The 23428-nt window shown below is 64.5% G+C and carries 24 protein-coding genes; 17 read left to right on the forward strand and 7 right to left on the reverse strand.

Features of this window, described 5'->3' with window-relative positions:
* Positions 1–66: 66 nt before the first annotated feature.
* Both FLM21_RS07315 and FLM21_RS07320 read right to left on the reverse strand, forming a co-directional pair.
* Entirely contained in the window at positions 67–639 is a 573-nt protein-coding gene (locus FLM21_RS07315; protein WP_148714940.1) for a DNA-3-methyladenine glycosylase I, read from the reverse strand.
* Positions 640–686: 47 nt separating this feature from the next.
* On the reverse strand, positions 687–1310 hold the full coding sequence (locus FLM21_RS07320; protein WP_148714941.1) for a LysE/ArgO family amino acid transporter: 624 nt from the start codon (positions 1308–1310) through the stop codon (positions 687–689).
* 164 nt (positions 1311–1474) lie between these two features.
* Between FLM21_RS07320 and FLM21_RS07325 the strand changes: the two genes are divergently transcribed.
* From FLM21_RS07325 to FLM21_RS07375, 11 genes are all read left to right on the forward strand, one after another.
* A complete protein-coding gene (locus FLM21_RS07325) occupies positions 1475–2020 on the forward strand; it encodes a GbsR/MarR family transcriptional regulator (RefSeq protein ID WP_148714942.1) in 546 nt (181 codons plus the stop codon).
* A 1-nt stretch (position 2021) separates the two neighbouring features.
* The gene (locus FLM21_RS07330) at positions 2022–2279 is read left to right on the forward strand and encodes a hypothetical protein (RefSeq protein WP_148714943.1); all 258 of its coding nucleotides are present in this window, start codon (positions 2022–2024) and stop codon (positions 2277–2279) included.
* Positions 2263–3858 carry a cytochrome ubiquinol oxidase subunit I gene (locus tag FLM21_RS07335; RefSeq protein WP_148714944.1) on the forward strand — a complete coding sequence of 532 codons (1596 nt, stop codon included), beginning with the start codon at positions 2263–2265 and terminating at the stop codon, positions 3856–3858. Before FLM21_RS07330 ends, FLM21_RS07335 begins: the two co-directional genes overlap by 17 nt.
* Before the next feature lie 10 nt (positions 3859–3868).
* Positions 3869–5005, forward strand: a complete 1137-nt coding sequence (gene cydB / locus FLM21_RS07340) for a cytochrome d ubiquinol oxidase subunit II (protein ID WP_148714945.1) — start codon at positions 3869–3871, stop codon at positions 5003–5005.
* Positions 5006–5085: 80 nt separating this feature from the next.
* Entirely contained in the window at positions 5086–5247 is a 162-nt protein-coding gene (gene cydX / locus FLM21_RS21660) for a cytochrome bd-I oxidase subunit CydX (RefSeq protein ID WP_148714946.1), read from the forward strand.
* A gap of 2 nt (positions 5248–5249) precedes the next feature.
* The gene (locus FLM21_RS07350) at positions 5250–5816 is read left to right on the forward strand and encodes a flavin reductase family protein (protein WP_148714947.1); all 567 of its coding nucleotides are present in this window, start codon (positions 5250–5252) and stop codon (positions 5814–5816) included.
* A 178-nt stretch (positions 5817–5994) separates the two neighbouring features.
* Complete coding sequence (locus tag FLM21_RS07355; protein WP_148714948.1) at positions 5995–6591, forward strand: TetR/AcrR family transcriptional regulator; 597 nt, start codon at positions 5995–5997, stop codon at positions 6589–6591.
* An 86-nt stretch (positions 6592–6677) separates the two neighbouring features.
* Positions 6678–7814 (forward strand): ABC transporter permease, encoded by a 1137-nt coding sequence (locus tag FLM21_RS07360; protein ID WP_148714949.1) that lies wholly within the window; start codon positions 6678–6680, stop codon positions 7812–7814.
* Positions 7815–7822: 8 nt separating this feature from the next.
* Positions 7823–8554, forward strand: coding sequence for an ABC transporter ATP-binding protein (locus tag FLM21_RS07365; protein ID WP_148714950.1), 732 nt, complete (start codon positions 7823–7825; stop codon positions 8552–8554).
* Complete coding sequence (locus FLM21_RS07370) at positions 8551–9468, forward strand: HlyD family secretion protein (RefSeq protein WP_148714951.1); 918 nt, start codon at positions 8551–8553, stop codon at positions 9466–9468. The genes FLM21_RS07365 and FLM21_RS07370 overlap by 4 nt, the downstream gene beginning before the upstream one ends.
* Positions 9465–10865 carry a TolC family protein gene (locus tag FLM21_RS07375; protein ID WP_148714952.1) on the forward strand — a complete coding sequence of 467 codons (1401 nt, stop codon included), beginning with the start codon at positions 9465–9467 and terminating at the stop codon, positions 10863–10865. Before FLM21_RS07370 ends, FLM21_RS07375 begins: the two co-directional genes overlap by 4 nt.
* Before the next feature lie 9 nt (positions 10866–10874).
* Here the strand turns inward: FLM21_RS07375 and FLM21_RS07380 are convergent, their stop codons facing one another.
* The 4 genes from FLM21_RS07380 to FLM21_RS07395 form a co-directional block, all read right to left on the reverse strand.
* On the reverse strand, positions 10875–11303 hold the full coding sequence (locus FLM21_RS07380; RefSeq protein ID WP_148714953.1) for a DUF2147 domain-containing protein: 429 nt from the start codon (positions 11301–11303) through the stop codon (positions 10875–10877).
* Positions 11300–11623, reverse strand: a complete 324-nt coding sequence (locus FLM21_RS07385) for a DMT family transporter (RefSeq protein ID WP_148714954.1) — start codon at positions 11621–11623, stop codon at positions 11300–11302. Before FLM21_RS07385 ends, FLM21_RS07380 begins: the two co-directional genes overlap by 4 nt.
* Positions 11624–11726: 103 nt before the next feature.
* A complete protein-coding gene (locus FLM21_RS07390) occupies positions 11727–15035 on the reverse strand; it encodes an AMP-binding protein (protein WP_148714955.1) in 3309 nt (1102 codons plus the stop codon).
* Positions 15036–15053: 18 nt separating this feature from the next.
* On the reverse strand, positions 15054–16601 hold the full coding sequence (locus FLM21_RS07395; RefSeq protein ID WP_308418779.1) for a homospermidine synthase: 1548 nt from the start codon (positions 16599–16601) through the stop codon (positions 15054–15056).
* Between the two features lie 381 nt (positions 16602–16982).
* Between FLM21_RS07395 and FLM21_RS07400 the strand changes: the two genes are divergently transcribed.
* From FLM21_RS07400 to FLM21_RS07410, 3 genes are all read left to right on the forward strand, one after another.
* The gene (locus tag FLM21_RS07400; RefSeq protein WP_148714957.1) at positions 16983–17432 is read left to right on the forward strand and encodes a DUF2214 family protein; all 450 of its coding nucleotides are present in this window, start codon (positions 16983–16985) and stop codon (positions 17430–17432) included.
* Between the two features lie 73 nt (positions 17433–17505).
* A complete protein-coding gene (locus FLM21_RS07405; protein ID WP_187360127.1) occupies positions 17506–17967 on the forward strand; it encodes an Xre family toxin-antitoxin system antitoxin in 462 nt (153 codons plus the stop codon).
* Positions 17964–18419, forward strand: coding sequence for an RES family NAD+ phosphorylase (locus FLM21_RS07410; protein WP_187360128.1), 456 nt, complete (start codon positions 17964–17966; stop codon positions 18417–18419). The genes FLM21_RS07405 and FLM21_RS07410 overlap by 4 nt, the downstream gene beginning before the upstream one ends.
* A 21-nt stretch (positions 18420–18440) precedes the next feature.
* Here FLM21_RS07410 and FLM21_RS07415 read toward each other — a convergent pair whose 3' ends face one another.
* Positions 18441–19349 carry a recombination-associated protein RdgC gene (locus tag FLM21_RS07415; protein WP_148714960.1) on the reverse strand — a complete coding sequence of 303 codons (909 nt, stop codon included), beginning with the start codon at positions 19347–19349 and terminating at the stop codon, positions 18441–18443.
* A 242-nt stretch (positions 19350–19591) separates the two neighbouring features.
* Between FLM21_RS07415 and FLM21_RS07420 the strand changes: the two genes are divergently transcribed.
* The 3 genes from FLM21_RS07420 to FLM21_RS07430 all read left to right on the forward strand — a co-directional run bounded on the left by FLM21_RS07420 (position 19592) and on the right by FLM21_RS07430 (position 23411).
* Complete coding sequence (locus FLM21_RS07420) at positions 19592–20548, forward strand: Fe(3+) ABC transporter substrate-binding protein (RefSeq protein WP_148717478.1); 957 nt, start codon at positions 19592–19594, stop codon at positions 20546–20548.
* Positions 20549–20704: 156 nt separating this feature from the next.
* Positions 20705–22372 carry an ABC transporter permease gene (locus FLM21_RS07425; RefSeq protein ID WP_148714961.1) on the forward strand — a complete coding sequence of 556 codons (1668 nt, stop codon included), beginning with the start codon at positions 20705–20707 and terminating at the stop codon, positions 22370–22372.
* A 4-nt stretch (positions 22373–22376) separates the two neighbouring features.
* Positions 22377–23411 (forward strand): ABC transporter ATP-binding protein, encoded by a 1035-nt coding sequence (locus FLM21_RS07430; protein WP_148714962.1) that lies wholly within the window; start codon positions 22377–22379, stop codon positions 23409–23411.
* Positions 23412–23428 lie beyond the last annotated feature (17 nt).

Below are 23428 nucleotides of genomic sequence, written 5' to 3' on the forward strand. Positions count from 1 at the left end.
CTTACAAGGTGGCAGGCCAGATACCCGGTATTGCCCTGATGAACTGCGTTTTCTTACATGTTGCCGTCATGCCGGGGCTGGTGCGCACCAGCAGTCGCGGGTGTGATCGTTCACCAGGCCGGCGGCCTGCATGAAGGCATAACAGATGGTGCTGCCGACGAACTTGAAGCCGCGTGCCTGCAGCGCTTTGCTCATGGCATCCGACGTGGCGGTACGTGCTGGTACGTCGGCAAGTGTAGTGGGGTGGCTCAGCTGCGGCGCATGGTCGACGAAACCCCAGATCCACTGGGCGAAGTCGATGCCATCATCGCGCAAGGCCAGCCAAGCCCTGGCGTTGCCGATAAAGGCGGCCACCTTGGCGCGATTGCGCACGATGCCTGGGTCAAGCAGCAAGGCGGCGACCTTGTCGTCGCCATAGCCGGCCATGCGTTGTGGGTCGAAACCGTCGAACACCTCGCGGTAGCGTGCGCGTTTCTTCAGTACGGTGATCCAGGACAGCCCCGCCTGCGCACCCTCCAGGCACAGCAGTTCGAACAGCGCTTGGCTGTCGCGGCAGGGCACGCCCCATTCCTGATCGTGGTAGGCCTGGTAGAGGGGATCGGTGCTGCACCAGGCGCAGCGGGTCGGCGAGGTCGTCATGGAATCAGCTTAGTGCCTGCTGGTCGGCTTGCCAGCGGCTTGTCGGGTCAAATGAGCCGGGCTTGGTGCAGCAGCGAGATGGCGATGGCGAACATCATGCCGGCGATGACGAGATCAAGCACGCGCCAAGCGGCAGGTTTGCGAAACAGCGGCGTGAGTCGGCTGGCACCGAAGGCCAGGGTGAAGAACCAGGCAAAGGCATAGCCGACGGCACCCAGCAGAAACCAGGGGCGTGCCGCCAGCGGCTGCTGTGCGCCGATGCCCCCGACCAGCACCACGGTATCGAGAATGGCGTGCGGGTTAAGCACCGAGAAGCCGATGCCGGCCAGCACCACTGCGCCAGGCCGGGCGAGGCCCTGCTGGGTGGTCAACGTCAATGGCGTGGGCTTCAGCGCCTTGCGCAGCGCCAGCACGCCATACCCCGCGACGAATACCGCGCCGGCGATCGCCATCCAGAACTGCAGCTGTGGGAATCGGGTGAGCAGCGCGCCCATGCCGGCGACGCCGGTACTCATCAGCACCAGATCGCATAGCGAGCAGGTCAGGGCAGTGAGCAACACCTGCTGCCGGGCGATGCCCTGGCGCAGCACGAACGCATTCTGCGCGCCAATGGCCATGATCAGGCTGGCGGACAAAGCTGCGCCGTTGAGGGTGATGGCAAGAGCTTGCATTGCAGGGATTGGGTTTGCAGTGCCGCGATGCTAGCTGTTTCGCGCGCTGTCGGCCATGCAATGCGGGGGTTCCGAGAGGGGAAGGGTGGCGGAGGTTCAATCGGGGGCTTGATCCAGATCAAACTCGAATTTACAATTTTCAAAAATTCTTGAAACTTCACAAAATGCAACTCACACCACTGACCGAACGCTTTGTCCTGCACTTTGGCGAGATGGGCAGCCGCTGGGGCATCAACCGCACCGTGGGCCAGATCTACGCGCTGTTGTTCATTTCGCCGCTGGCGTTGAACGCCGACGAGATCGCCGAAACGCTGAGCTTTTCCCGTTCCAACGTCAGCATGGGGATGAAAGAACTGATGGGCTGGCGCCTGGCCAAGCTTATCCATCGCTCGGGCGATCGACGCGATTATTTCGAGGCGCCGAAGGATATCTGGGAGATCTTCCGCACGCTGGCCGAGGAAAAGCGCCGCCGCGAGATTGAGCCCACGCTGTCGATGCTGCGTGAAGCCTTGCTGGAAACGCCGCAGACCGACGAGGAGCGCTACGCCCAAGGCCGCATGCGCGAGATGTACGAATTGATCGAGATGGCCACCGCCTGGTTCGACGAGGTGCAGCGCCTCTCGCCCGAAACACTGGCCGGGCTGATGCGGCTGGGCGCCAAGGTGCAGAAGGTGCTCGGCTTCACCGATCGCCTGCGTGGCGAGGGCTGAAATGAAACCGGGTGTGCTGCGCACCGGCCTGCCGCTCTGGGCGGAGATCACGCTGGTGCTGCTACTGAAGATCGCGCTGCTCTGGGGCGCCAAGACGCTGTGGTTCTCCGAGCCGCTGACCCGTACCAAGAAAATGTCGGTGCCGCAGTCGGCCATCAGCCAGCAGCTGATCGGCCCGGCTGCGGCGGCTTCAACCCGGCCCGAGGCCCGATCGGCCAACGGCTCTCTTCCCGAGGATACCCATGCTGCCCGCCCTTGAAGTGGTGGAGTTGTCGCGGCTGCAATTCGGCTTGACCGCGATGTTCCACTTTCTGTTCGTCCCGCTCACGCTCGGGCTTTCCTGGATCCTGGTGATCTGCGAATCGGTCTACGTCATGACTGGCCAGCAGATCTACAAGGACATGACCCGCTTCTGGGGCAAGCTCTTCGGCATCAACTTCGCCATGGGTGTCACCACCGGGATGACGCTGGAGTTCCAGTTCGGCACCAATTGGGCCTACTACTCGCACTACGTCGGCGACATCTTCGGCGTGCCGCTGGCGATCGAAGGGCTGATGGCGTTCTTCCTGGAGTCCACCTTCGTTGGTCTGTTCTTCTTCGGCTGGAACCGGCTCTCCAAGGTGCAGCATCTGTTCGTCACCTTCCTGGTGGCGCTGGGTTCCAACCTTTCCGCACTGTGGATATTGATCGCCAACGGCTGGATGCAGAACCCGGTCGGCGCCGAGTTCAATTACCAGACCATGCGCATGGAGCTTGTCAGCATCGCCGAGGTGATCTTCAACCCGGTAGCGCAGGCCAAGTTCGTGCATACGCTGGCGGCGGGCTACGTGGCGGCGTCGATGTTCGTGCTCGGCGTATCGGCCTGGTATCTGTTGAAGGCGCGCGACACCGGCTTTGCGCTGCGCTCGTTCGCGGTGGCAGCGGGCTTCGGCCTGGCGTCGGTCTGTTCGGTGATCGTGCTGGGCGACGAATCGGGCTATACCACCGGCGAAGTGCAGAAGGTGAAGCTCGCCGCGATCGAGGCGGAATGGGATACCCACCCGGCGCCGGCGGCGATCACCGCGTTTGGCCTGCCCAACCAGGAAGAGGAGCGCACCGACTATGCAGTACGCATCCCCTATGTGCTTGGCCTGATCGCCACCCGCTCGGTGGATCAGCCGGTGATCGGCATTAAGGAGCTGCGCCGCGAACATGAGGCGCGCATCAAGAGTGGCATGCTGGCCTACGAGGCGCTGGTGGCCTTGCGCGCCGGTACGGCGACCGAGGATCTGAAGCGCCAGTTCGAGCGCCACAAGATGGACCTCGGTTTTGGCCTGCTGCTGAAGAAGTACACGCCCAACGTGGTCGATGCCACTCCGGCGCAGATCAATGCGGCGGCGGGCGATACGATTCCGCGCGTGGCGCCACTGTTCTGGTCGTTCCGGGTGATGGTGGGACTCGGCATCCTGTTCCTGTTCATCTTCACCGCGTCGTTCTGGTTCCTCGCCAGGAAGAACCTCGCGCCGCAGCGCTGGCTGCTCAAGCTCGCCGTGGTGTCGATTCCGCTGCCATGGGTGGCCATCATGGCAGGCTGGTTCGTCGCCGAGTACGGTCGCCAGCCCTGGACGATCTCCGGCGTGCTGCCGACCTTCCTATCGGCCTCGGCCGTCGATGCCGGCCAGGTGTGGTTCAGCCTGATCGGGCTGCTGACGATGTACGTGCTGCTGTTCGCCATCGAGATGTATCTGATGCTGAAGTACATCCGCCTGGGGCCATCGAGCCTGCATACCGGTCGCTACTTCCGCGAGACCGGTGCTCAAACCCAGAGCGCGCTGGCTGCGCAATCGAACGCATCGTAAGGGGATGACCATGCTCGACTATGAAACGCTGAAACTGGTGTGGTGGGGGCTGATCGTCCTTCTGATGCTGGGCTTTGCCCTCACCGGCGGCTGGGATCTCGGCGTGGCCACCTTGCTGCCGTGGATGGGCCGTACCGACGACGAGCGCCGCGTGGTGATCAACACCATCGGCCCTACCTGGGAGGGCAACCAGACCTGGCTGATCACCTTCGGCGCCGCGCTGTTCGCGGCCTGGCCGCTGGTGTATGCGGCGGCGTTCTCGGTGCTATACGTGGCGCTGGTCTTCACGCTGTTCGCACTGTTCCTGCGCCCGGTGGGCTTTGACTACCGCAGCAAGCTGCCAGACCCGCGCTGGCGTGGTGCCTGGGACTGGGGGCTGTTCGTCGGAGGTGTATTCCCGGCGCTGGTGTTCGGCGTGGCCATTGGCAACCTGTTCCTCGGCCTGCCATTCCGCTACGACGAAACCTTGCGGGTGAGCTACCACGGGGGCTTCCTCGGCCTGTTCAGCGGCTTCACCGTGCTGACCGGCGTGCTGGCGGTCGCCATGCTGGCACTGCACGGCGCGGCTTTCCTCTACTTGAGAAGCGACGCCCACGTGGCCGAGCGGGCACGGCGCGCCACGGTGGTAGCGGGGTTGGTCACCGCCGGCCTGTTCGCGATGCTCGGTGTCTGGATGCAATCGCTGTCCGGGTTCGGCATCGGCAGGATCGGCGACGTGAACGGCGTGGTCACGCCGCTGCAGAAGGAAGTGGTACGCGGGGTCGGGCTATGGCTGGCCAACTACCGTGCATTGCCGCAACTGTGGCTGATCCCGGCGGCGGGCGTGCTGTTGCCGCTGTTGGCGTGCCTCGCGGCGTGGCTGCGCTGGCGCTGGGCGGCGCTCGCGGCCACCGGTGGCAGCGTGGTTGCCATCATCGTCACCGCCGGCATCGCGCTGTTCCCGTTCGTGCTGCCGTCCAGCATCGACCCGGTGTCCAGCCTGACCGCGTGGGATGCCGTGTCCAGCCACAAGACGCTGACCATCATGCTGGCGGTGGTGGCGATCTTCGTGCCGCTGATCGCCATCTACACCAGCTGGGTATACCGCGTGATGCGCGGCACAGTGACGATCGAGCAGATCCAGCGCGAGACCCACACCAGTTACTGAACGGGCAGGGCAGCTTGCTGCCGCCGCGCTTTTCAACGCTGGCCGCCACGGCGGCCTTGTACAGACTCAAGGAGAACCCCATGTGGTACTTCGCCTGGATACTGGGGCTCGGCCTGGCGCTCGCCTTCGGCATCATCAACGTGATGTGGCTGGAAAGCCACTATGCCTTTGGCGCGCGCACTGCCGACGCCACCCAGGAAAAATTCGAGCGCTATCGCAACAAACGCAAGAAAAGGAAGTGACCATGCATCAGGCCGTTGCCGTGCCACTGATCAAAAGCTACCTGCTGCTCAACCATGGCCCGGTGACGTTGGTGGCGAGCGCCCATGGCGGCGTACGCAATGTGATGGCTGCCTCCTGGGCGATGCCGCTCGATTTCGATCCGCCCAAGGTGGCAGTCGTGATCGATGCCGGCACGCACAGCCGCAAGCTGATCGAAGCGTCCGGCGAGTTCGTGCTGGCGATCCCGGCCCGGCACCAGGCCGCCATGGTCGAGGCCGTGGGCAACAGCAGCGGTCGCGACCACGACAAGTTTGCCCACCATGGCCTGGTGACGCACCCGGCCAGCCTCGTTGGCGCGCCATTGATCGAAGGTTGCCTGGCGTGGCTGGAGTGCAAGGTCATGCCCCGGCCGGACAACGAAGCACGGCACGATCTGTTCCTTGCCGAGGTGGTCGCCGCCTGGGCCGACCCGGCCGTGTTCTCGGCCGGCCGCTGGCATTTCCCCGATGCCGCGCGCAACAGCATCCACTACGTGGCAGGCGGGCAGTTCTTTGCCACCGGCGAACCATTCCAGGTGGGCCGGGAGTAGCCGCGCTTCGCGGCAGTGGCTTGGGATCCGCCGGGCCGGTGCAGCTGCTTCTGCATGCGGGCTGCGGCTCACAGTTCGTCGATCTCCTGTGCGCTCGTCGGTTGTTCTCTGCAGCTGATTGACTGGATCATGCCTGCGGTGGATTATGCGAATGAATATTCCGTCTTTGAATTGATCCATGCGCACCCGTAACGAAACCCTGGCCGATGTCCGCCGTGAACAGATCCTCGCTGCTGCCAAGCGGGTATTCCGGCTGCGCGGTTTCCACGCTGCGCGCATGGAGGAAATCTGCAAGGAAGCCGAGCTCAGCCCTGGCTCCATGTATCGGCACTTCACCAGCAAGGACGCAATCATCGATGAATTGGTCGAGCGCGAATTCGATGACTATCTCGCGCTGGTGCGACGCTATCTGGGCAGTGCCGAAGGCATTGCCGCGCTGCTCGATTTCAAGGCGGCTGACCTGGCCGATTTGCTGCAAGGGGCTCAGGACGATATCGGAGTGGAGAGCTGGGCCGAGATCGCCCGCAATCCCGGTCTGATGCAGCGCGTGGCTGAACGCGACGGCCAGTTGCGCCGGGAAGTGGTGGACGCGCTGCGCAAGGCGCAGCAGGACGGCCTGATCCGCGCCGACCTGCCTAGCCTCGATGGTCTGGCCAATGTGCTGTCCGCACTGGTATCCGGGCTGCAGGTCGATTTCCACGTCAATCCCGGCCTGGACCGGGTGGCGACCGCGCGTGCGCTGGCCGATGTGCTGCGCAGCTATCTGAAGCCCTGAGTCGAGCGGATGACGATGAAAGCCAATGATGCGCTCTTTTTGCGAAGGAATATTCCTTTTTGCATTGCCTTACGGTGGAGCGGCCGATGAGCAAGGTGTCGCTGGCTCGGGCTTCGCTGCGCTACGAATGGCGACGTTATCTCGCTGCCGTGCTGGCGGTGACGTTTGCCGGGCTGCTGATCGTAGTACAGGTTGCCTTGTTGCTGGGTCTGCTCGGCAGCGTGTCGGCTGTGATCGACCAGTCGGGGGCGCAGGTATGGATCGGCTATCGGGGCACGCAGAGCGTGGATCTGGGGCGGGGCATCCTGCCGTCGGCGGATCTCGATGCGCGGTTGCATCCGGCCGTGGCTCGGGTGGAGCCGCTCTATCAGGGTTACGGCGACTGGCGCCGCGACGATGGCGTGGCGGTGACCGCGGTCATCAATGGCATCGATGCCCGCCCGGATGGCCTGGCCTATGCGCACCTGCTGACGCGCGCGCAGCGTGCGCTGCTCGATGAGCCGGGTGCAGTGCTGATCGATGTGGCGGATCGCGACAAGCTCAATGCCTACGTCGGTGCACCGGTGGAAATCAACGGCAAGCGGGCGCGCATCGCCGGTTTTGTCGAAGGCGTGCGCGCGGTGGGCGGTGTGACGGTGCTGATGGGGCAGCCGACCCTGCGGCAGGTGCTGCAGGCGACGCCCGATGCGCAGGACATCACTTATTTGCTGCTCGCGCTGCGCCCCGGCAGCGATGGCGAGCGGGTGGTCACCGATCTGGCGGGATCGAGCAGCGGGCGCCGCCATTCGCTGTGGCTGGCCGACGATTTCTCGCTGCAATCGCAGCTCTACTGGTTGTTCGAATCCGGGGCCGGTATCGGCGCCGGCGTCGCATCGCTGCTGGGCTTGGTGGTCGGGGCGGTGATCACCAGCCAGACACTGGCGTCGGCCATCCTTGCGTCGCTGAAGGAATTCGCCGCCATGCGCGCGCTGGGCGTATCGCGCCAGGCACTACGCAACATCGTGCTGGAGCAGGCGTTCTGGATCGGTACCTGCGGCCTTGTGCTGACGGGAGTGCTGTCGCTCGGCATTGGGGTACTGGCGAACTGGGCACAGGTGCCGATGTTGTTTCCCAGCTGGCTGCTGCTGGGCTGCACCGCGATCATCCTGGCCATTGCCTTGCTGTCGGGCCTGTATGCGCTGCGGCCGCTGTACAAGGCCGATCCGGCCACGTTGCTGAGGTAGGGGTGCGCATGGCCAAGGTCGTGATCCGGTGCGAGGGCATTGCCAAATCATTCGGCGCGGGCGAGCTGACCCAGCGAGTGATCCGTGACGCTTCGCTGGCGCTCAATGCCGGTGAGCTCACCCTGATGATGGGGCCATCCGGCTCCGGCAAGAGCACTTTTCTTGCCATGCTGGCCGGTCTGATGCGGCCCGATCAGGGAACGGTGACGGCGTTGGACAAGGCGCTGTGGCAACTGGACGAGGGCGAGATCGATCGCTTCCGGCTGCAGCACTGCGGCTTCGTGTTCCAGGGGTTCAACCTGTTTGCCGCGCTCACTGCCGTGGAGAACGTGGTCTTCCCCTTGCAGTACGGCGATCTGCCGCAGGCCGAAGCCCGCGAGCGGGCCATGGCCGCGCTGGAGGATGTCGGCCTCGCGGCACGGGCGCACTTGCGGCCGATCGAGCTCTCCGGCGGGGAAAAGCAGCGGGTGGCCATTGCTCGGGCGCTGGTCAAGCACCCCGAACTGATCTTTGCCGATGAGCCGACCAGTGCGCTCGACAGCCACAACGGCGCCATCGTCGTCGACCTGCTGCATCGGATTGCCCGTGAGCGTGGTGCCATGGTGCTGGTGGTCACCCACGATCCGCGGCTGCACCAACGTGCGGACCGGCTGATCGAGCTTGAAGACGGCCAGATCCGGCGCGACGAGCGCATCCAGCACAACGAAGCTGCCGCCGATGGCGGACAGGAGCACGCATGAACTGGCGGAAACCGACGATATGGGGGGCAGGCCTGGCGCTGGTCTGCGCCCTGACGGCCATCTGGGCACTGGCGGACCGGGAGCAGCCGGAGTCGGTGGCGAAACCGGCCGAGTTGGGGGCCGTTGCCCGCGGCCGTGTCGATGTCGAAGGGGGCATCGTCAAGCTGGCGGCCCAGCGCGACGGCGTGATCAAGTCGGTGCCGGTGGGTGAGGGCGACCAGGTCCGCGCCGGACAGGTGCTGGCGGTGCTGGACGATGAACAGGCCCGCCTGCAGGCCGGTCTCGCTGAAGCCGAGTACCGCGCGGCGCGGGCGGAAACGGCGCCGTTGCGCGCCAAGCTGACTGCCGCCCGCCGCGAGGTGGAGCGGTTGCAGCAGGCGGTGTCGGCTGAGCTGGCGCCAGGCCAATCTTTGGACACGGCGCGCGATGACGTCGCCGCCTTGCAGGCCGAGCTGGGCGTGGTGGATCAGCGTGCGCAGGTGCTGCAGCGCAAGTGGCAGGTGGCCGAGCATGAAGTCTCGCGGCATACGGTGCGGGCACCCAGCGATGGCCAGATCGTACGCCGCGACGTGCGGCCCGGCGATGGCGTCAGCACGTTGAACGTCACTCCGTTGTTCCTGTTCGCCCCGGCCCGGCCCCGTGTGGTGCGCGCCGAATTCGAAGAGCGCTTCATCGCCCAGCTGAAACCTGGTTCACCGGTCGAGATCGCGCTGGAAGTGGATGAGTCGCGCAAGTTCGCGGGGCGGCTGCTGCGCGTGTCGCCGGCCGTGGGCCTGCGCACGCGCAGCGACGATCCGGCGGAAAAACAGGACGTACGGGTGGTCGAAGCCGTGGTGGCGCTGCAGGCACCGCAATTGTTGATCGGCCAGCGTGTCATCGTGCGGCTGCCTGCTGCGGCCGGGGCGCCGCGATGAAGTCCCGCATTGCCCCGGTGTTGGCGCTGCTGCTCGGCGGCTGCGCCAGCATGGTGAACGAGTCGCCCACCCAGCCACCGGCTGCCCCCGCGGGCTGGCGCAACGCTGCTGCTGTCACGCCGCTGGCACCGGCGACGCCCTGGTGGCAGGCCTACGGCGATCCTCAACTCGATGCACTGGTCGCCGCGGCGCTCGCTGCGAATGCCGACATCGCGATCGCTGTCGAGCGCGTGGCCATTGCCCGCGGCCATGCCGGCGTGGCCGACGCATCCGGCATGCTGACGATGCGCGCCGGCGCCGATGTGCAGCGCACCCGCGTGCCGCGGCAGCGGGTGTCCGATCTCGACGAGGCGGGTCAGCTGATTTTCTGGGATATCCCCGGCTATGAGGAAAACCGGCGGAACGTCGGCGTCGCACTGAGCTACGAGCTCGACCTGTTCGGCCGGGTGGCCCGCGCCCGTGCCGCTGGCCAAGCCAGCCTGACGGCGGCCGAGCAGGATGCAGCGGCACTCCGGCTGTTGATTGCCCGCGAGGTGGTGCTGGCCTACACCGATCTGCGTCTGGCCCAGGTCCGGCTGGCCCTGCTGCAACAGCAACAGGGGCTCGCCGGGCGCATGCAGCACGACGCCGTGGCGCGCAAGCGGCTCGGCCTCGTGGATCGGCAGGCCGAAACTTCGGCACTGAATCAAGGTGACCGGGTACAGCTGGGCATGCTGGCCGAGCGACGGCAGGCGGCCCAGGCCCAGGCTCGGTTGGCCATGCTGCTTGGGCAGGATGCGGCGTCGTTGCCGTTGGCCGATGGGCCGCTGCCACAGGCGGTGTTGCAGGTGGCGCCGGACTTGCCCGTCACTGTGCTGGGCCGCCGCCCCGATCTGCTGGCCGCCTGGCAGCAGGTCGAGGTGCAGCGCATCGGCATCGAGCAGGCGCGCTTGTTGCGCTATCCGCGCATCGCCCTGACCGGCAGTGCCGGCTTTGCCAGCAATGCGCTGGGTTCGTTCCTTGATCACGACTACCTGACCTGGGCGCTGGGGGCGGGTGTGGACTGGCTGCTGTTCGATGGCGGGCGTACCGAGGCCGAAGTGGCAACTGCACGGGCGGAACATGCGCTGGCGATTGCCCACTATCGCAAGACCATGCTGAACGCGCTGCGTGAGGTCGAGGAGGCCTTGGCCGAATGGCAGCAGGCGCAGCAAGCGCTGCCGCTGCTGACCGCTGGCGAAGCGCGGGCGCAACGCCTGCTGGACGACGCCGCGGCCAACCAGCGGCTTGGTCGCGCTGATCGGGCGGCCCGGCAGGAGGCGGAACTCGCTTGGCTGGAGGCCAGGCTGGACGAGGTCGAGGGCCAGGCAGCGCGCTCGCGCAGCTTCGCCCAGCTTAATGCCGCACTTGGCTGGTGAGGCTGTCGGTCAGGGGCAGCTTGGCGCCGCACCCTGCCAGGGTTCGAGCACCATGCTCTCCGCCAGCCATTCCGTGCCGACGAAAGCCAGCAGTTTCAGCTTGTCCTGGGTCTGCTTCAGCGTGGCGCTGTAGCGCTTGGCCGATTCGGGATCGTAGACCCAGCCGCCACGCCAGACGCCGACACCATCGGGCTTGAGATCACCCAACAACGGCTTGCCGCACCAGGAGGGCGCTTCACGTTGCTGCGTGGCCGAGAGTGTGGCGAGTGTCTTGGCATTGGGCAGCTTGCGCAGCACTGCGCAGAGCGCATCGCCGTCGCAACGCTTGAACTCGATCACCGAGTCGTCATCGACGAAGCGCCACAGGCCGGCAGGCGCGTCTGCTGCCATGGCCGGAGCGATCAGCGGCACCAGCAACAGTATCAGAATGGTCTTCATCGGCTGACCCCGCTCAGGTTGAGTCCGGCGATGCCGGCAACGATCAGCAGCAGCGACACGATCTTGCCCGTGGTCGCCGGCTCCTTGAAATACATCATGCCGATCAGCGCGATCAGCGCGGTGCCGACGCCGGCCCAGATGGCATAGGCCACTGCGATCTCCAGCTGCTTGAGCGCGAGCGTGATGAAGCCGGCACACAGGCTATAGCAGACGAAGATCAGGATGCTGGGCCAGAGCCGGGTGAAGCCTTCCGACAATTTCATGCTGGTGGTGCCAGCCACTTCGAACACGATGGCGAGAATCAGGTAGACCCAATGCATGCAGACTCCAGACAAGATAAAAGCACAGCCGCATGGCGCGGCTGCAGCAAGGGGGAGTGTCCGGTGAAGGCGGCAGGCGGCACTGCCGCCTGCCGTGGCGGGATTAGCCGTTGACCGCGAAATCCACGTAGTAGTGGGTGAAGCGGGCATCGCACGGCGGGCACCAGGCCTTGAACTGCGTCGAGTGGTCGTTCTCGATGTGGCGGAACATCGCATTGAGCTGCTTGTCGAGCTTGGGCGATACCACCGATTTCAGCAGCTTCACGCTGACGCGGTTGGTCTGGCGGATGTAGTCCTCGTAGCGATCGAGGAATTCAGTCAGCGAGACCAGCTCGATGCGCGGGTGCGTCTTCTTGAAGTACGTCGCCACATCGCGCCACTTGAGCGGCTCAGGGTTGTAGAAGGTGTAGCTGGTCTTGCGCTCGTCGGCCGGCAGCGTGGTGGTGGTGACGATGGCCTTGGCGGCATACTCGACCGGGGTGAGGTCGAAATCGGCATCCATGTCGGGGAAGGCACCGATCTGCGGGATCACCGAGAGGAAGTTCTCGAAGGCGTCGGCGTCGATGATCAGCTCCTCGTCGAGCTCGCCGTAGGCTGCTTCCACCTGCTTCAGCAGTTGGTCGAACGAGGCATTGTCGGGCACGTTCTGCACCCGCAGGTTATAGAGGTAGCCGAGGCGATAGTTCACCACCGGGTAACCGCGCTCGGCCAGCTCCAGCATGATCTGCTCGACGACGAATTTGCTCTGCGCGTAGCCGTTGACCAGGCCGACGACCTCGGTGTTCTCTTCCTGCCTTTCCAGCATCGAAACGGCGCAGCTGGAGATATAGAAGATGGGTTTGAGCCGGGTGTGCAGCGCGAAGTCCAGCACCTCGATCGCGCCCAGCACATTGGTCTTGCGCATCACGCTGTAGGGCAGATAGAAGTTATCGATCGCGGCGCAGTGGTATACGCTGTCGATCTCGGCGGTGTAGCGCTGGTATTCGGCTTCGGTGAGGCCGAAGCGCGGCTTGGACATGTCGCCGATCATCACCGAGACGCGCGCCTCCCAGCCATCGGGCAGCGTCAGCGCGTACTTGGCCGAGGTATTGCGGATGCGCTTAAGCGCGGCGGCCTCGTCGGCGGCGCGCACCATGCACACCACGTCGGCATCGGTGCGCGCAAGGATTTCCTTCAGCAGGGCCACGCCGACGAAGCCCGATGCGCCCGTCAGCAGCGTGCGGCGCCCGACGCTGCCGTCGGAGCTGTGCTTGACCTTGTCGAGTTTCTCGGCGAGGTAGGCCACCGATTGATCGACTTCCTCGCGCAGCGTGCTGCCTTCGGCGATGCGGCGGTCGAACTGGCTGCGGTCGGTCATGCCGACCACGATGTCGTCGATCATCTCGACCACGGTATTGGCGTGGAAGAACGCCACGGTCGGAATGCTGCGCTCCAGCTTCTTTTCCATCTCGGCGTGGATGTCGATGATGCTCAGCGAATCGATGCCATAGAAGAAGATCGACTTGTCGATATCGAAATCCGCCATGCGCACCTTGTAGCGCGCAGTGAGGATCTGGGTGAGCAGGCTGAACACGCGCAGGTGTTCCGGGCCCATGTCGGTGATGCGTTGCAATGCCTTTTCAATGTTGTACATCGGCTGATTCCTTTCCTCTGGGGCGGTGGGGCTGGCGCTCGGCCATTGCGCGAGTCGCTCGGGGTGTTGCTGCAAGAAACGTTGCTTGCATTCCTGGCGCCGCACCTTGCCGCTGGAGGTCTTGGGCAATTGCGTGGGCTTGAGGAACACGATGTGATCGACGGCAAGCTCGAAGTGCTGGCTGACCGCGGCGCAGACCTGCTCGGCGACGGCCTCGAGCACCGCTGGCTCGTTCGCTGCGCGCTGCGCGGTGTCCTTGTCCACCTCGGCGAACAGCACCAGCCGCTCCGAGGTACCGTCGCTGACGCCGAACGCGGCGCTGCCATCGCGGCGCAAGGCTGGGTGGCTAGCCTCGATGCACTGCTCGATATCCTGTGGATAGAAGTTGGCGCCGTTGATGATGATGAGGTCCTTGATCCGCCCGGTGATGAAGAGCTCGCCGGCCTCGTCGACGAAGCCCAGGTCACCGGTACGCAGCTGGTGGCAGATATCGCCGTCCAGCGTGCCGAATGCTTCGGCGTTGGCTTCCGGGCGCTTGTAGTAGCCGGTCATCACATTGGGGCCGCGGACCCAGATCTCGCCGATCCGGTTGGCGGGCAGCGCTTTGCGTGTCTGCGGATCGACGATGCTGAGCTGCTGCAGCAATTTGCTGTGGCCGCAGCCCACCAGCTCGCGCACTTCGTGGCCGTCCCTGGCCGGGCGTGCCACGCCATCGGTGTAGAGCGTCATCGCGTCGATCCGCCGGTATATCGGCTCGTCGGCGAGGGTGCCGGAGGCGACGAACACCGTGGCCTCGGCCATGCCGTAGGCCGGCAGGAACATCCGCGGCTCGAAGCCGCTGACCGCGAAGCCGGCGCAGAAGTCACGCACCGTCTGGGCATGGATGGGCTCGGCGGCATTGATTGCCATCTTCAGGCTGGAAAGATCGAGCCGCTGCCGCTCCGCTTCGCCGATGCGATCAAGGCAGAGCTGGTAGGCGAAATTGGGCGCACCGGTGTATTGCCCGCGGTAACGGCTGATCGCTCGCAGCCATTGCACCGGCTGCGCGACGAAGGTGGCGGGGGCCAGCACCACGCAGTGGCTGCCGCAGTAGAAGCTGTGCAGCAGGTGGGCGACGAGACCAAGGTCGTGGTAGTGCGGCAGCCAGCTGACGAACACCGAATCCGGGCGTGCACCGCTGACCGAGCGGGCCATCTGCAGGTTGTAGAGGCAGGCGTCGTGGCTGATCATCACGCCCTTGGGCAGCGAGGTCGAGCCCGATGTGAACTGGGTGAAGGCGTGCGCCTCGGCATCGCTGCGAGCGGGCGCAGACCAGTGGGTCGATCGGCCATCCACCGTATCGGTGGCGAGAAAGGCGACCTCACTTGGCCAGTCTGCCTCCCGGGTGAGCACCTCGCTCATCCACGCCAGCGTGCCGACGCTGCTCAGCACCAGTGCGGCATCGGAGGCGGCCACCATCTGCGCCAGCCGCGCGTTGGGGCGATTGCGCTTGGGCAGCGGCACCGGTGCGGCGACGAGCCCGGCATACATGCAGCCAAAGAAGGCCACCATGAAGTCGACCCCGGCGGGATACGCCAGGATCACGTGTCGCCCCGGTGTAGCCATCGTGCGCAGTACTGCGGCCACGGCCTGGGCCCGGCTGGCGAGCTGGCCGTAGCTGATGCTGTCGACTTCGGCCCCTTCGCCATCCAGCTCGGTATAGGCCTTGCGCCGGGGCTGCTGCTCGGCCCAGTAGGACAGGACCTCGTCCAGCCGGGCCATGTTGCCATGCTGATCCATGATGTGCGGGCTCCCTGATCAAACTCTGAAGTTCTTGAATTGCCACGGGTCGGTGTGATCGACCTCTTCGGGGAAGATCCAGCCTCGCCCCTGCAGCGGATTCCAGCTGGTGTAGGCACCGACCAGTTCGCCAAGGTAAGGCCGGCAGAAGGCGATGATCTCGTCGTGCGGCAGGTCTTCCGGCTCGACGATGCCCTGGTTCGGGTGACGAATCGCCCAGTCCATGGCGGCGACCACGGCGGAGGTCACCTGCAGGCTGGTGGCGCCGTTGTGCGGCGCCAGCCGGCGTGCTTCCGCGATATCGAGGCGTGAGCCATACCAATAGCCGCCCCAGGCGTGCCCGAGCAGCAGCACGCCCAGTTCGTCATGGCCATGTTCGATCTCTTCCTTGACCAGCTTGACCCGTGATTGCAGCTGCCAGTTGCGGCCGGCCAACTCGTGCAGCGACAGCACTGCGTCGTCGCACGGGTGATAGGCGTAGTACACGGTCGGGCGGTATTCCGGCGCCTCGCCGTTGCCGACGGTGAGGTAATCGGCGATCGAGATTGCTTCGCTGTGGGTGATCAAGAACCCATGGTAGGCGCCGGCCTGGGGTGTCCAGCTGCGCACGCGGGTCGCGGCGCCCGGCTGGTTGAGGTAGATGGCCGAGCGGCAGCCATGTGGATGGCGCTGGCCATCGTGCGGGAAATGCTGCTCATGGCTGCCCCAGCCGAGTTCGGCCGGCTGGCAGCCCTCGCCGACAAAGCCTTCCACTGACCAGGTATTGATGAATTCATCGGGTTGCTTGCGCGAGTGCGTCTGCTGGAAATCCCGTTCCGCCACCTGGATCACGCGGATGCCGAGATGCCGCGCCAGTTGTGCCCAGCCTGCCCGGTCACTGGGCGGGTAGATTTTCTGGTGACCGGCGTCGGCCAGATCCATCAGCGCCTGTTTGACAAAGTGCGAGACCAGTCCGGGATTGGCGCCATGGGTCAATACGCTGGTGGGGCCATTGCGAAAATCCTTGCGCAGCGTCAGCACCTGTTCGCGCAATGCGTAATTACTGCGTGCCTGCGGCGAGACACGCGTATCGGTGTAGCCGCCTGCCCAAGGCTCAATGCAGGTGTCGATATACATTGCCCCCAATCGTTGGCAAAGCTCAATCAAGGAGAAACTGGCGACGTCATTGGAAACGTTCACCAGGAAATCCCCTTGGTCCATCATGGGGGTCAATACCTGGCGGTAATTGACTTCGGTCAATTCAATCACGGAAAGACGTATTCCGTATTGGGCAGCGACTTCGCTGCCTTCATGATCGGCAGCCACGATATGGAGCTGCGAAGGTTTGAGTTGGAAATGCCTGAGCAATAACGGAAGTACGCCTTGCCCTATCGATCCGAAGCCGATGATGAGGACTTTTCCGGGGAATTCACGGTGAGTTTCGATCATTTTTTCGCCCTGCCTGGTTGGATGGCCAGCGGCCAGTGCAATGGGAGCAGCGATTGGGGGAGTCGCAACGGTGCTTGCAAACGGATGCATTGCAGCGGGTTGGATATTGACGAGCGGGGAGGGGAAGAGGCAAATCATCAATTCATCATCTGCTGATGCTTTTGAAAGCAAGATGGGACTGGTGTTACAACAGAGGAAACATACAAATATTATTGAAAACTATTTGGGTAAGCATATGCAGTAATGGTTTTTGAAGGCTGATGCTGCGCCGCAACAAAAATGAAAGACGATTGAAGGTTTTAAGCCAAGTATTCTTACGTAAGAAAAATTCCAATGAAAATGGAATAAGAAAAATGGCAAACGGATAAACGGTCGATATCGCTTGCCGGGCGTGCTGAGGGGGAAAGGCCAGTTTGGGCAATCAAGGGAGGCGTGCTGCGTTCAGCACGCCTCGGGCCTTGCGATTGCCATGTGGCTGCGCCAAGCTGCGGGGCAATATCCACACTCCCTGGAGTTGCCATGCTCGACGCCGTGCTTGCCGCCTGTCACTTTCTGGCCATTTTCGTGCTGATCACCTTCCTTGCGATCGAGACCGTGCTGGTCAAGCGCGAGTGGATGCCGGCCGCAGCGGCGCGGCTGGCACGTTACGACATCGCCTATTTCCTTAGCGCCATGGTGGTGCTGGCCACGGGCCTTGCGCGCTTGTACTTCGGGGCCAAGGGGGCGGGCTTTTACCTGCCCAATCCGGTGTTCCACGCCAAGATCACGTTGTTCGTGATCATTGGGTTGATGTCGGTTTATCCGACCCGGCGTTTCCAGGCATGGCGCCGGGCTGCATTGGCCGATCCCGGTTTCGTGCCGGAAGCGAGCGACTTGGGCAAGGTGCGGCGCTGCCTGATGATCGAATGCCATCTGATCATCCTGCTGCCCATTCTTGCGTCGTTCATGGCCCGTGGCTGGGGGCTGTAAACCCGAACCGATAGGCGCGGCTTTTGTCTCGTTTGATGTATGATGAATAACCAAATGAGACAAGGAGGCCATCGTGGCCCAGAACGCGATCCGCCTCGCCCGGCGTGGCGAGCCCGATGAAGCCAGCACGTTCCGCCTGCTGTCGAGCGAGCTGGCCCAGGCTTCGCCCGCCCGGCGCATTGCGCTGATCCGGGAAGGCATGCCGGCCGAGGTGGTGCAGGGCATCTCGGATGAGTTCGACATCCCGAAGCAGGCGGTCTACGGCGTATTGCACCTGCCGGCCTCGACCGCAGCGCGGCTGGCCAAGGAAAACAAGACGCTGGGCGTGGCCGAGAGCGAGCGCGTGGCGCGCATCGCCGAGATCACCGATCGCGCGATCCAGGCTTTTGGCGATGCGGCGCAAGCCAAGCGTTGGCTGACGCAGCCGTCGCGCGCCTTCAACGGGGCGACGCCGTTTTCGCTGCTCGATACCGAGATCGGCGCGCAGGAAGTGCGCCGGGTGCTGGTGACCATCCAGTATGGGGGCGTGTTTTGAGGGCTTGGCGTATCGCCCGCGCCGCCTACGCCACCGATCTGTCCGGCTATGGCGCCGCGCTGGAAGGCGGCCGCTGGAATCATCGCGATGTGCCCGCCGTCTATGCCGCGACCAGCCGGGCGTTGTGTGCGCTGGAGGTGCTGGCCCATCTGCCCGAGCCCGGCCTGATGCCGCGCGACTATCAACTTGTGGTGATTGATCTGCCGGACGATGCGGCGCTCTACACCACGGTGACGCCGCCGCCAGACTGGGATGCGGTCCCGCCCAGCGATGCCAGTCGCGAGGTCGGTACGCGCTGGCTGCGCGAGGCCGGGCAGGTTGGACTCTATGTGCCGTCGGTCATCGTGCCGCTTGAGGCCAACCTGATGCTGAATCCGACACAACTGGCCGCCCATGGCGTGAACGCGCGCATCGAAGCGCCGTTCGATTTCGATGCGCGCCTGCTGAAGTAGCCCGCGCGCATCCTGCCCGGATCAGGCGCCGGCTTCGCCGCCCAACGCCTCGATCAGCGTCGGCATCAGGCCGCGCAGCTCGCCGATCATCAGCACGAGCCCACTGTCGAATAGCGCTGCCTGGTCGGCAGCATCCAGGTCCTTCACCGCATCGGCCAGCGTATCGAGCATGGCCACGCGCTTGAGCTCCAGCTTCTCGGTGAGCTGGAAGGCGATGCGATCCTGCCAGGACAGCGCCACGCGGCTGACCAGCTTGCCGGCATCGAGGTGGCGCTTGATCTCGTCGCTGTCGAGCGGCTGGCGTGACACACGGGCAATGGCGCCATCGTCGCCAGGCACCCGCAGCTCGGCATCCTGGCCCAGATCGAACTCACCGGCATCCGCCGTTTCCAGCCATAGCGTCATCGCCGTTTGCGGCGTGGTCTGGGTATCGATCAGACGAGTGGGCAGGCTGCCCAGTGCTTCGCGCAATGCGGAGAGCAGTTGCTCCGCCTTGGCAGCAGCACCGGCATCGACCAGCACCAGGCCGGACTCCAGGTCGACCAGCGCGCGCTGCACGCGCGAGCGGGTAAAGGCCTTGGGCAGCAGCTCGTGGGTGATCTGGTCGCGCAGGTCCTTGGCTTCCTTGCGCCCGACCTTGCGGTTTTCCTCCGCCTCAATCTGCGCAATGCGGTATTCGGCTTCCTGCTTCACCACGATGGCGGGCAGGATCTTCTCTTCGGTCTTCAGCGCGACCAGCACCGCACCTTGCTGCGCATAGCCGAACACCTCGACAGCGTGCGGCGCAGGCGGAATCCAGCCCTGTGATTGCAGGTCCATGGCGCCGCACGGCAGCCACGGCCGCTTGGCGAGGCAGTCGTTGATCGAATCGGCGCTCAGCGCGTGATCGGCGGCGAGGCGATAGAGTTGCAGGTTGCGAAACCAGAGCATGGGACTTCCTAGGACGAGCGGGCGGGCGATTGTACTGCCGTGCCGGCCCGGCACCAACCGGGTGATCCCGCATTGGCGGCTCCGCCTGACGCTGGGAACTTGTTGCAGCGGGGTCGATCCGAGGCTGCACTAATCGCAATTGAGAGCGATTGCTGATTGCGGTATAAACCGCAGCATCCGTTTCCCCGCCTTTCCAGGAGCTGATCTTGAAGCGTTTCCTCGTTCTGCCGCTTGCCGCGGCCATGCTGGCCGGTTTTGCCCAGGCTGAATCCGTCACCGTGTATTCCGCCCGCAACGAGCAGCTGATCAAGCCGCTGTTCGACGCCTTTACCAAGGAAACCGGTATCGATGTGAAGCTGCTGACCGACAAGGAAGGCCCGCTGATGGAACGCCTGAAGGCCGAGGGCAAGAATTCGCCGGCCGACATCCTGATGACGGTTGATGCCGGCAACCTGTGGCAGGCTGCCGAGCAGGGGCTGTTCCAATCGACCAAGTCGGGCGTGCTCGATGCCAACGTGCCGGTGCACCTGCGCGATCCCAAGGGCCAGTGGTTCGGCCTGTCGCAGCGCGTGCGCACCATCTTCTACAACCCCAAGACGGTGAAGCCATCCGATCTTTCCAGCTATGAGGATCTTGCCAATCCGAAGTGGAAGGGCAAGCTGTGCCTGCGTACCTCGAAGAAGGTCTACAACCAGTCGCTGGTGGCGATGATGATCGCCCAGCATGGCGAGGCCAAGACCGAACAGGTGGTGAAGGGCTGGGTCGCCAACCTTGCGACCGACGTGTTCGCCGATGACACCAAGATGCTGGAAGCCATCGCCGCTGGCCAATGCGCCGTGGGTATCGCCAACAGCTACTACTTCGGCCGCATCGTCGACAAGAAGCCGGACTTCAACGTCAAGATCTTCTGGGCCAACCAGAACGCCGAGGGCGTGCATGTGAACGTGTCGGGCGCCGGCGTGACCAAGTACGCCAAGAATCCCAAGGCTGCGGTCCGGCTGATCGAGTGGCTGTCGTCCGATAAGGCGCAGAACCTCTACGCGACCAAGGATTTCGAATACCCGGTCAACCCCAAGGTGAAGCCGGATGGCCTCGTTGCCGACTGGGGCAGCTTCAAGCCCAATCCGATCAATGTGTCCAAGGCTGGCGAGCTGCAGGCCAAGGCGACGCAGCTGATGGATCGCGTTGGCTACAAATAGGCGCGAAGGTGGTACAAAAAGCCCGGCCCAGGCCGGGCTTTTTGTTGGGCCGTTCCCAGAGGCAATTGAGAATCACTCTTGTAAGCTATTGTTCGAGCACGCATAATCCGGCTTGGGCGGCTGCGGTCGCCCGCATTCTTTCCCGCCCGGCACCGCATGTCCGAATCCACCCTGTCCGAAGCCGCACTGATTGCCGCGCCGCCGTTGCTGCGTGCCGAACGCCATGGCCGGCGCGCGTGGCGCGGCGTGCTGTATGCGTTGCCCATCGCGCTGTTGACGTTGATCCCGCTCGCGGTGGTGCTGGCCTCCTTCCTTGATCCGCAGCCGGAGATCTGGGCCCACCTTGGGCAATACGTGCTGCCCAGCGTGCTGAAGAACACTGCCATCCTGCTGGTGGGCGTGACGATGGGCGTGCTGCTGCTCGGCGTGCCGCTGGCTTGGCTCACTGCGGTATGCGAGTTTCCCGGCCGGCGCTTCTTCGACTGGGCGTTGATGCTGCCATTGGCGATGCCGGCTTATGTGCTCGCCTTCGTGCAGATCGGCCTGTTGGATTTCACCGGGCCGGTGCAGACCTGGCTGCGCGATACCTGGGGCGATAGCAGCTGGTTTCCCAATATCCGTGGTACTGGCGGCGTGCTGCTGGTGCTGTCGCTGGCGTTCTACCCCTATGTCTACCTGCTGGCGCGCAATGCCTTTGCCACCCAAGGCAGGCGCGCGCTGGAGGCGGCGCAGATGCTGGGGGTCTCGCGCCGGGCGGCGTTTTTCCGCGTTGCCATTCCGATGGCGCGGCCGTGGATCATCGCCGGGGTGACGCTGGCGCTGATGGAAACGCTGGCGGACTTCGGCGCCGTGTCCATCTTCAATTTCGATACCTTCACCACCGCCATCTACAAGGCATGGTTTGCACTCTTCAACCTGCCGGCCGCGTCGCAACTGGCCTCCTTGCTGGTGCTGTTCGTGCTGGTACTGGCGGTTGTCGAGCAGCGGGTGCGTGGCGCCCGCCACTACCACGTGAAGAGCAGCCACGCCGAACGCATCCGTCTGGCTGGCGCCGCGCGCTGGGGGGCAATGCTGTGGTGCGCGCTGGTGCTGGCGGTCGCCTTCATCATCCCGCTGATCCAGCTCTTGTTGTGGGTAAAGGGTGTGTGGGTGGACGATTTCGATGATCGGTATCCCGCCTTCATCGGCCGGTCGGTGGCGCTGGCGGCCATGGCCGCCGTGCTGCTCGCCGCGCTGGCGCTGGCGCTGGCCTATGCCCGCCGCCGCTACCAGGGCCGGGCCACGCAATGGCTGGTGCGTCTGGCGATACTCGGCTATGCCGTACCCGGTACCGTGCTGGCGGTGGGCGTGTTCATCCCCGTGGCGTGGCTGGACAACCTGCTGCTCGCTGCGCTGCAGCCGCTGGGCTTCGAGGGCTTTCAGGTGCTCAAGGGCACGGTGGCGGTGATGCTGCTGGCACTAGCGGCGCGCTTCATGGCCGTGGCGTTCCAGCCGGTAGATACCGCCATGCAGCGTATCACCCGCAATCAGGAGGAAGCGGCGCGCTCGCTGGGCCTCTCCTCCGGCCAGGTGCTGCGCCGACTGCATTTGCCGCTGCTGCGCGGCGGCCTCTTCACCGCGATGCTGATGGTGTTCGTCGACGTGATGAAAGAAATGCCGATTACGCTGATGACGCGCGCCTTCGGCTGGGACACGCTGGCCGTACGGGTGTTCGAGATGACCTCCGAGGGCATGTGGGATCGTGCCGCCTTGCCCAGCCTCTTTATCGTGCTCGCCGGCCTGTTGCCGGTGTTCCTGCTGATCCGCCACAGCGATCGCCATTGAAACCATGCTGAACGTTCAGGACATCACCCTGCGCTATGGCGCCAAGACCGTGGTCGAAGCGCTGTCCTTCCACCTGGCCGAAGGCGAGATCGGTTGCCTGCTCGGCGCCTCCGGCTGCGGCAAGACCACGGTACTGCGTGCCATTGCCGGCTTTGAAACCGTCGCCGCCGGCCGCATCGTGCTGGGCGGGCAGACGGTGGCCGACCAGGAGGCCAGCGTGCCGCCGGAGGCGCGGCAGATCGGCATGGTGTTCCAGGATTACGCGCTGTTCCCGCACCTGACGGTGGCCGGCAACATCGGCTTCGGCCTCACCCGCTGGCCGCGCGCCGAGCGCGAAGCACGGCTGAACGAGCTATTGGCACTGGTCGGTCTGGAAGGGCAGGGCGAACGTTATCCGCATGAGTTGTCCGGTGGCCAGCAACAACGCGTGGCGCTGGCGCGTGCGCTGGCGCCCAAGCCGCGCCTGCTGTTGCTGGACGAGCCGTTCTCCAACCTGGATGTGGAGCTGCGCGAGCGGCTGGCGCAGGATGTGCGCGCCATCCTCAAGGCCGCTGGTACCACGGCCATCCTGGTCACGCACGATCAGCACGAGGCCTTCGCCGTGGCCGATGCCGTCGGCGTGATGGCAGGTGGCCAGATCCGGCAATGGGCCAGCCCCTATCAGCTCTACCACGAGCCGGCTGATCGCTTCGTTGCCGATTTCATCGGCGAGGGCGTGTTCCTACCGGGCCGGGTGACCGGGCCGCAATGCGTAGAGATCGAGCTGGGCCAGATCTGCCGCACCGTGCCCATCCACTGCGGCGCAAACTGCGACGTGGACGTGCTGATCCGCCCCGACGACATCCAGCATGTCGACGCCAGCCCCATTCAGGCCCGTGTCGTCGCCAAGGCCTTTCGCGGCGCCGAGTTCCTCTACACGCTGGAACTGGCCTCCGGCGCCCGGGTGCTCTCGCTGGTGCCTAGCCATCACAACCACGCGATAGGCGAAATGATTGGCATCGAGGCCGAGATTGATCATGTGATTGCGTTTGCGCGGTGAGATCGCCGGGCCTGAAT

This window comes from Chitinolyticbacter meiyuanensis (assembly GCF_008033135.1).
Lineage (GTDB): Bacteria > Pseudomonadota > Gammaproteobacteria > Burkholderiales > Chitinibacteraceae > Chitinolyticbacter > Chitinolyticbacter meiyuanensis.

Bases quoted from the DNA above. Each gene is read 5' to 3' on its own strand.
- FLM21_RS07315 (WP_148714940.1), bottom strand. From the start codon at position 639: ATGACGACCTCGCCGACCCGCTGCGCCTGGTGCAGCACCGATCCCCTC.
- FLM21_RS07320 (WP_148714941.1), bottom strand. From the start codon at position 1,310: ATGCAAGCTCTTGCCATCACCCTCAACGGCGCAGCTTTGTCCGCCAGC.
- FLM21_RS07325 (WP_148714942.1), top strand. From the start codon at position 1,475: ATGCAACTCACACCACTGACCGAACGCTTTGTCCTGCACTTTGGCGAG.
- FLM21_RS07330 (WP_148714943.1), top strand. From the start codon at position 2,022: ATGAAACCGGGTGTGCTGCGCACCGGCCTGCCGCTCTGGGCGGAGATC.
- FLM21_RS07335 (WP_148714944.1), top strand. From the start codon at position 2,263: ATGCTGCCCGCCCTTGAAGTGGTGGAGTTGTCGCGGCTGCAATTCGGC.
- cydB (WP_148714945.1), top strand. From the start codon at position 3,869: ATGCTCGACTATGAAACGCTGAAACTGGTGTGGTGGGGGCTGATCGTC.
- cydX (WP_148714946.1), top strand. From the start codon at position 5,086: ATGTGGTACTTCGCCTGGATACTGGGGCTCGGCCTGGCGCTCGCCTTC.
- FLM21_RS07350 (WP_148714947.1), top strand. From the start codon at position 5,250: ATGCATCAGGCCGTTGCCGTGCCACTGATCAAAAGCTACCTGCTGCTC.
- FLM21_RS07355 (WP_148714948.1), top strand. From the start codon at position 5,995: ATGCGCACCCGTAACGAAACCCTGGCCGATGTCCGCCGTGAACAGATC.
- FLM21_RS07360 (WP_148714949.1), top strand. From the start codon at position 6,678: ATGAGCAAGGTGTCGCTGGCTCGGGCTTCGCTGCGCTACGAATGGCGA.
- FLM21_RS07365 (WP_148714950.1), top strand. From the start codon at position 7,823: ATGGCCAAGGTCGTGATCCGGTGCGAGGGCATTGCCAAATCATTCGGC.
- FLM21_RS07370 (WP_148714951.1), top strand. From the start codon at position 8,551: ATGAACTGGCGGAAACCGACGATATGGGGGGCAGGCCTGGCGCTGGTC.
- FLM21_RS07375 (WP_148714952.1), top strand. From the start codon at position 9,465: ATGAAGTCCCGCATTGCCCCGGTGTTGGCGCTGCTGCTCGGCGGCTGC.
- FLM21_RS07380 (WP_148714953.1), bottom strand. From the start codon at position 11,303: ATGAAGACCATTCTGATACTGTTGCTGGTGCCGCTGATCGCTCCGGCC.
- FLM21_RS07385 (WP_148714954.1), bottom strand. From the start codon at position 11,623: ATGCATTGGGTCTACCTGATTCTCGCCATCGTGTTCGAAGTGGCTGGC.
- FLM21_RS07390 (WP_148714955.1), bottom strand. From the start codon at position 15,035: ATGGATCAGCATGGCAACATGGCCCGGCTGGACGAGGTCCTGTCCTAC.
- FLM21_RS07395 (WP_308418779.1), bottom strand. From the start codon at position 16,601: ATGATTTGCCTCTTCCCCTCCCCGCTCGTCAATATCCAACCCGCTGCA.
- FLM21_RS07400 (WP_148714957.1), top strand. From the start codon at position 16,983: ATGCTCGACGCCGTGCTTGCCGCCTGTCACTTTCTGGCCATTTTCGTG.
- FLM21_RS07415 (WP_148714960.1), bottom strand. From the start codon at position 19,349: ATGCTCTGGTTTCGCAACCTGCAACTCTATCGCCTCGCCGCCGATCAC.
- FLM21_RS07420 (WP_148717478.1), top strand. From the start codon at position 19,592: ATGCTGGCCGGTTTTGCCCAGGCTGAATCCGTCACCGTGTATTCCGCC.
- FLM21_RS07425 (WP_148714961.1), top strand. From the start codon at position 20,705: ATGTCCGAATCCACCCTGTCCGAAGCCGCACTGATTGCCGCGCCGCCG.
- FLM21_RS07430 (WP_148714962.1), top strand. From the start codon at position 22,377: ATGCTGAACGTTCAGGACATCACCCTGCGCTATGGCGCCAAGACCGTG.